The 6,676-nt window shown below is 71.6% G+C and carries 7 protein-coding genes; 5 read left to right on the top strand and 2 right to left on the bottom strand.

The features are described from left to right. Positions 1-7 precede the first annotated feature (7 nt). The 4 genes from KLO01_RS16845 (at position 8) to KLO01_RS16860 (ending at position 4,162) form a co-directional block, all read left to right on the top strand. Entirely contained in the window at positions 8-1,018 is a 1,011-nt protein-coding gene (locus tag KLO01_RS16845; protein WP_147067335.1) for a co-chaperone YbbN, read from the top strand. A gap of 1 nt (position 1,019) precedes the next feature. Continuing rightward, the gene (locus tag KLO01_RS16850; RefSeq protein ID WP_147067337.1) at positions 1,020-2,072 is read left to right on the top strand and encodes an alpha/beta hydrolase; all 1,053 of its coding nucleotides are present in this window, start codon (positions 1,020-1,022) and stop codon (positions 2,070-2,072) included. A 5-nt stretch (positions 2,073-2,077) separates the two neighbouring features. Then, positions 2,078-2,824, top strand: a complete 747-nt coding sequence (locus KLO01_RS16855) for an esterase family protein (protein ID WP_147067339.1) — start codon at positions 2,078-2,080, stop codon at positions 2,822-2,824. 72 nt (positions 2,825-2,896) lie between these two features. Then, on the top strand, positions 2,897-4,162 hold the full coding sequence (locus tag KLO01_RS16860) for an ATP-grasp domain-containing protein (RefSeq protein WP_147067341.1): 1,266 nt from the start codon (positions 2,897-2,899) through the stop codon (positions 4,160-4,162). Here KLO01_RS16860 and KLO01_RS16865 read toward each other — a convergent pair. Then, complete coding sequence (locus tag KLO01_RS16865; RefSeq protein WP_222612010.1) at positions 4,119-5,075, bottom strand: LysR family transcriptional regulator; 957 nt, start codon at positions 5,073-5,075, stop codon at positions 4,119-4,121. The two genes, KLO01_RS16860 and KLO01_RS16865, sit on opposite strands and share 44 nt — an antisense overlap. A gap of 70 nt (positions 5,076-5,145) precedes the next feature. Between KLO01_RS16865 and KLO01_RS16870 the strand changes: the two genes are divergently transcribed. Next, positions 5,146-6,165, top strand: coding sequence for a YeiH family protein (locus KLO01_RS16870; protein WP_147067344.1), 1,020 nt, complete (start codon positions 5,146-5,148; stop codon positions 6,163-6,165). Between the two features lie 48 nt (positions 6,166-6,213). Here the strand turns inward: KLO01_RS16870 and KLO01_RS16875 are convergent. Continuing rightward, positions 6,214-6,676 (bottom strand): lipocalin/fatty acid-binding family protein (locus KLO01_RS16875; protein WP_222612011.1); only part of this gene is annotated, 463 nt, incomplete at its 5' end.

Below are 6,676 nucleotides of genomic sequence, written 5' to 3' on the forward strand. Positions count from 1 at the left end.
CCCTGTCATGAGCAGCACCCCCACCCCACCCTCGGGCGCCCGCGGCGCCATCGACCTGTCCGCGCTCGGCGGCCGTCCCCCGACCGGAGGCCCGACGCCGGGCAGGCAGGCACCCGGGCAGGCACCCGTGCAGTCGCCCGCTCAGGCGCCCGGCCAGCAGGGTGGGCTGCCGGAGGGTCTGCTCGTCCAGGTCACCGACGCCACCTTCTCCGAGGTGATGAACCGGACCCTCACGGTCCCCGCCGTCCTCGTGCTGTGGTCCTCCGCCCACGAGCAGACGGTCGGCCTCGCCGAGCGCGTGGCTGCCGCCGCGGCCCGGCTCGAGGGGCGGGTCTTCGTCGTCTCCGCCGACGTCCAGACCTCGCCCGGCATCCTCCAGGCCTTCCAGCAGGTCATCGTCCAGGCCTTCGGCCAGCTCACGGTCCCGGTGACCTTCGGCCTGCTCCAGGGCCAGCCGGTGCCGCTGTTCCCGGGCCTGCCGCAGGACGAGGAGATCGGGCAGGTGCTCGACCAGCTCGTCCAGGCCGCCGTCCAGAACGGCATCACCGGCCGGGTCGACCTCGGGGCCGCGCCGGCGGCCGAGGGTGACGACGAGCTGCCGCCCCTGCCGCCGCTCATCCAGGAGGCCTACGACGCGATCGAGCGCGGCGACCTCGAGGCCGCGGCCACGGCATACGAGCAGGCCCTCGCCGCCGACCCCAGGGACCACGAGGCCGAGCTCGGTCTCGCCCAGGTCCGCCTCATGCAGCGCACCGACGGCCTCGACGTGCAGGCCGTGCGCGCCGCGGCCGCCGAGTCCCCGGAGGACGTCGACGCCCAGATCGCGGTCGCCGACCTCGACGTCCTCGGTGGTCACGTCGCCGACGCGTTCACCCGGCTCATCGACACGGTCCGGGCGACCGAGGGCGACGAGCGGGACAAGGCCCGGACCCACCTCCTCGAACTCTTCAACGTCGTCGGCAACCACGACGAGCGCGTGCGCAAGGGCCGCACGGCCCTCATGAACGCCCTCTTCTGAGGTGCCGCCCAAGCTGCTCGACGACCACGTCCGCTTCCGGTTCGCCGGTGGCGACGACGTGGTCTCGGTCGCGCTCGACTGCGACCCGGTCATCCCGGGCGACCGCGCGCTCGTGCGGTCCGGTGACGTCTGGGAGCTCGCTCTGCCGCGCCCCGCGCTCCAGCGGATCGAGTACCGCTTCACCGTGACCCGCACGGTCGACGACGCCGAGAGCACCGAGACCGTCCTCGACCCGGACAACCCGTCGTCGGTCGAGACCGCCTTCGGCTCCCGCTCGGTGATGGAGATGCCGGGGTATGCCGTCCCGGCGTGGTTGGCGGCCCCCGCCGTCCCGGGTGGCTTCACCCCGCTGTCCCTCGAGGGCGAGACGGAAGCCGATGTGCCGGTGACCGTGTGGGAACCGGACGGGACCGCAGGTCAGGCGCTGCCGCTCCTGCTCGTCCACGACGGGCCCGAGTACGACCGGCTCGCGTCGATCACCCAGTTCTCGGCGGCCAAGATCGCGTCCGGCGAGCTGCCCCCGCACCGGGTGGCGCTGGCCCACCCCGTCCTGCGTGACGCGTGGTACTCCGGGTCGCCGAAGTACCTGAGAACCATTGCGCAACAGGGCCTCTGGCGGCTCCACGAGCACGCGCCCATCTCCGGTCCGGTGGTCGTCATGGGTGCCAGCCTCGGCGGGCTGACCGCGCTGCTCGTGGGCATGCTCGACGCCGACGAGATCGGCGGCGTGTTCGTGCAGTCCGGCTCGTTCTTCCAGGCCAGGCACGACGGGCAGGAGAGCTCCTACAAGTACTTCGACCGGATCGCGCGACGCGTGCAGGAAATCATCGACACCCCGGAGGCGACCCGCCCGCTGCGGATCGGTCTCACCTGGGGCGGGCTCGAGGAGAACGCCGCCAACAACCGTGACATGGCCGCTGCGCTGCGCCGGGCCGGTCACGACGTCTCGCACACCGAGGTCGCGGACCTGCACAACTACACCGCGTGGCGCGACGCGCTGGAACCGCACCTCACCGAAGTGTTGCGTGACCTGTGGGGGGACAGGCAAGGATAGGGCGCATGCCGCACGCAGAGGTCCGACTCCCGGTGCCCGGCCACGACGCCGAGCTCACCGTGGTGCGACACGGCCACTACGGCCGGCCGCTGCTCGCCTTCCCGAGCGAGGGAGGCAGTGCCGGGGACTTCGAGGCCAACGGCATGCTCGACGCGGTGCGCGACCTCGTCGACGGCGGCCGGGTGACGATCTTCGCGGTCGACTCGATCGACGGCTTCACGTGGTCCGACACCTCGGTGCCGACCGACGAGCGGGCCGCGCGTCACGGTGTCTACCAGGCGTGGCTCGACCAGTCCGTCGTCCCGTGGGTCGCGGGGGAGACCGGCGGCACGCTCGACCTCATCACGTTCGGCGTCTCTCTCGGGGCCTACCACGCGGTGCAGTTCGCGTTCCAGCGCGCCGACATCGCGACCCTCGCCATGGGCTTCTCGGGCAACTACGACCCGACGACGTGGAACGCGTGGGGCGACCTCGGTGACGCGACCTACTTCGCCAACCCCGCGGCATACGTGCCCAACCTGCACGGCGAGCACCTCGAGTGGCTGCGCTCGCGCCTGTCGGTGCTGCTCGTCGTGGGTGAGGGACCCTTCGAGGTGTCGCCCACGCAGTCGCTGCCCTCGACCCGAGCGTTCGCAGAGGTGCTGTCGCAGACGGGGATTCGTCACGAGCTCGACGTATGGGGACACGACAGCGCCCACGACTGGCCGTGGTGGCGCCGTCAGCTCGCGCACCACCTGCCACGCTTCGTCTGACCCGTCAGGCGCCGTCACGCCCCATCAGCTCGACCGTCCGGACCACCGCAGCACCCAACGAAGGGACCGCACATGGCACCGAAGACCGACCACCTCATCGGCCTCCTGCTCGGGGCGGAGGACGACTGGCCGACAGCGTTCGAGGCGTTGGCGCGGCGGCTCGGGGTCGTGCGGACGGCCGACGGTGCGGACCACCGGGTGAGCTCGGAGCGGCTGACGATCGAGCCGTTCAACCTGCGCGACCGCCCGCGGCACGACCTCGTCATCGACCGGCTCGCGCACTGGTACTACCACCCCCGCGAGTGGCTCAAGAAGGTCTCGCTCATGGACGACGTCTACCTGCTCAACAGCCCGTTCACGTTCCAGTCGATGGAGAAGCACTCGGCCTACTGCGCCCTCATGCGCCTCGGGATGCACGTGCCCGACACGGTGCTCGTGCCCTACAAGAACCCCGTCGACAACGCTCGCTGGGCCTACACGTCGAGCCGCTACAACAAGGGCTTCGACCTCGATGCCATCGCCGACGAGCTCGGCTACCCGATGTTCATGAAGCCGTTCGACGGCGGCGCCTGGCGCGGGGTGTCGATGATCAAGGACCGCGAGGCGCTGCACCACGCCTACGACGACTCCGGCGAGATGCTCATGCACCTCCAGAAGTCCGTCGACGGCTTCGAGGTGTTCGCGCGGGCGCTCACCATCGGGCCCGAGACGATGACGATGAAGTTCCAGCCGGACGAGCCCATGCACAACCGGTATGCCGTGGAGCACGGCTTCCTCGCGGAGGAGACCGGGCGCGAGGCGGTCACCATCGCCCAGACGGTCAACGCGTTCTTCCGGTGGGAGTTCAACTCTTGCGAGATGCTCGTGCGCGACGGCGTCGTCTACCCGATCGACTACGCGAACGCGTGCCCCGACGTCGCGGTGACGTCGCTGCACTACTACTTCCCGTGGGCCATGAAGGCGCTGCTGCGCTGGTCGGTGTTCTGCACCGTCACCGGACGCAAGGCCCGCACGCAGGTCGACACCGACCCGTGGTTCGCGATCGCCGACGACGAGGCGCTGGACTACCAGGCCAAGCTCACGGCATACCAGGGTCTTGCCGACGACCACTTCGAGACCGAGCGCTACCAGGAGTTCTGCGCGACCTCACTGCCGCACGTCGACGAGATGGTGCACGAGTGGGTCGGGTCCGACGAGTTCCGCACGCTGCTCCAGACGACGATCCACCAGACCTACCCGCCGCACGAGTGGGAGAAGTTCGAGAGTCACTTCGGAGGCCTGCTCGGCATGTGGCTCAGCGACGAGCAGCACCGTCTGGGGTCGGTCGCCGGCTCCTGAGCCGGCCTGCGTTCCGGGCGACCTGCACGAGGTCACGTCCTGTGCCTCGCAGGTCGCCCGAGCCCGTCCAGACGGCCCGCAGCCGGCGCTCGAGGACGAGCTCGGCCAACGGGACGCGCACGAGCGTGCCGGTCGAGAGGGACTCACGCACGGCCAGCTCGCTCATGACCGCCGCACCGGCGCCGGAGGCGACCGCGATCCGCACCGAGTCGTTGCTGCCCAGCTCCAGCGCCGGGGGAGCGGGGGTGAGGGGCACTGGCTCGAGTCGTCCGAGCCTGGCCTCGAGGGTCTCGCGGGTGCCCGAGCCGCGCTCGCGGGTGACGAGCGGTGTGGCTGCGAGCTCGACGGGAGTGAGGGGGCGCCGACGCCGCGCCCACGGGTGGCCGGGGGCGACGACGACGACCAGCTCGTCGCGGTCGACGACGGTGTGCCGCAGGCCGCGTGGCACGTGCTCCGACTCGATGAAGCCGACCTCGGTCTCGCCGGACAGGACCTCGGTGCAGACCTCGCTCGAGTTCTCGACGCGGAGGAGGACCTGCACGTCGGGGCGCTCCTCGCGCAGCGCGGCCAGCCACGACGGGACGAGGTACTCCGCGACGGTCCGGCTCGCCGCCACCGACACCTGACCGCGGCTGGAGGTCCGCAGCGCCTCGCAGGCCAGGGTGAGCCGGCGGGCGGGTTCGAGCGCCGAGGCGCTCCACTCCGCGACGAGGAGGCCGTGCGGGGTGAGGCTGGAGCCGCGCGGCGTGCGGTGCAACAGTGTGAGGCCGAGGTCGCGCTCGAGGCCGCGCAGCGCCCGGCTCGCGTTGGGCTGCGCCATGCCGACCTGTCGTGCGGCGGCGCCGAGGCTTCCCGTGGTGCCGACGGCAGTGAGCAGGTCGAGCACGGCGAGGTCGGGCCAGCGGTCAGGCATATCGACATGATATGGGTCGGGTCGGTTCTGGGGTCTACTGGACGTGGCCGGGCCGGGACAGTCTGGGTCCATGACCCTCGTCCACCATGCCGGCGCACGCCGAGCCAGCCCGCACTCCGCCGCCGTCCCCGGGCTCCTGCTGTGCCTGGCCGCCGGGCTCGTGTCGGTGCTGCTCCACGGTGTCCTGCCGCAGGTGAGCCCGCTCCTGCTCGCGATCGCCCTGGGTGTCGTCATGGCCAACGTGCGGACCCTGCCCGAGGCCATGGCACCCGGAGTCGCTGTGGCCGGCCGACGCCTGCTCCGCGGCGGCATCGTCCTGCTCGGGCTGTCGGTGCCGTTGCAGGCGGTGCTCGCCCTCGGGCCGGGCGTCCTGCTGCTCGTGGTCGCCGTCGTGGCCGGCGGCATCGCCCTGACGCTGGCGTGGGGGAAGGCGCTCGGGGTGCCGCCCGCTCAGCGGCTCCTCATCGCCTGCGGGTTCTCGATCTGCGGTGCCGCCGCGGTGGCAGCCGTCACCGGCGTCGTCGACGCCGACGACGAGGACGCCGCTGCGGCGATCGCGCTCGTCGTCGTCTTCGGCACCGTCATGATCGGTGTCGCCCCGCTCCTCGGCGCCGCGCTGGGGCTCGGGGTCGAGGCGCGTGGCGTCCTCGCCGGTGCCTCGGTCCATGAGGTCGCACAGGTCGTGGCGGCCGGTGGGGTCATCGGTTCGGGCGCGCTGGCCGTCGCCGTGCTCGTCAAGCTCGCCCGCGTCCTGCTCCTCGCGCCGGTCATGGCCGGGATCGGTCTCTGGCAGCGTCGCCAGAGCCGGGGTCGCGCGACGGGCGGCCAGCAGCCGCCCCTTGTGCCGCTGTTCGTCGTCGGGTTCTTCGTGTCGGTGGCCGCTCGCTCGCTGGGAGTCCTCCCGCAGGGCGTCCTCGACGTGGCCGCCCAGGTCCAGACGCTGCTGCTCGCCACGGCGATGTTCGCCCTAGGGCTCGGCGTCCGGGTGAGCGGGCTGCGCCGGCTCGGACCGCGGCCGGTCGTGCTGGGGGCGGTCTCGACCGCCGTGGTCACGGTGATCGCGAGCATCGGGGTGCTGGCGATCGGCTGAGCCGACCGCGCCCCGGGGCTGGTGCGGGTGCGGGTGCGCCTGTCGGCTTCAGTCGGACGACCCCTTGTCGATCTGCTGAGGTGCGCAGCTCGACAGCGAGACCTCGAAGGGCTCGGTGTTGTCCGGTGTCTCGATCATCGCGCCGTTCTCGGAGCCCACCAGGTTGATGGTGTACGCGTCGCCCGCCGACAGGTAGGTCTTTCGCCAGGCCTCGCCCCCGTGCTGCCATTCGATGATCAGGACGTTGCCGCTGACAACCTCGACCTCGCATCCGTCAGCCCATTCGCCCATGTAGGGGTAGAGCTTCCGCCCGGACTCGGAGTAGACGGTCCGCGAGTTGAGGCCGCTGCGGCCGTTGCTGGAGAAGGCCGACCAGGACGGCCATGTGATGACACCGCCGAACCAGGTGTCGGGCTCTTCGGGCTCCGATCCGTTGTACCGCCACACACCCGCGACCCACGAGACCGGATCGCACTCGGTCGGGTCGATGCACGCGGGACCCCCGGGTGGG

Source organism: Knoellia locipacati, assembly GCF_007992835.1.
In the GTDB taxonomy this organism is placed as follows: domain Bacteria; phylum Actinomycetota; class Actinomycetes; order Actinomycetales; family Dermatophilaceae; genus Knoellia; species Knoellia locipacati.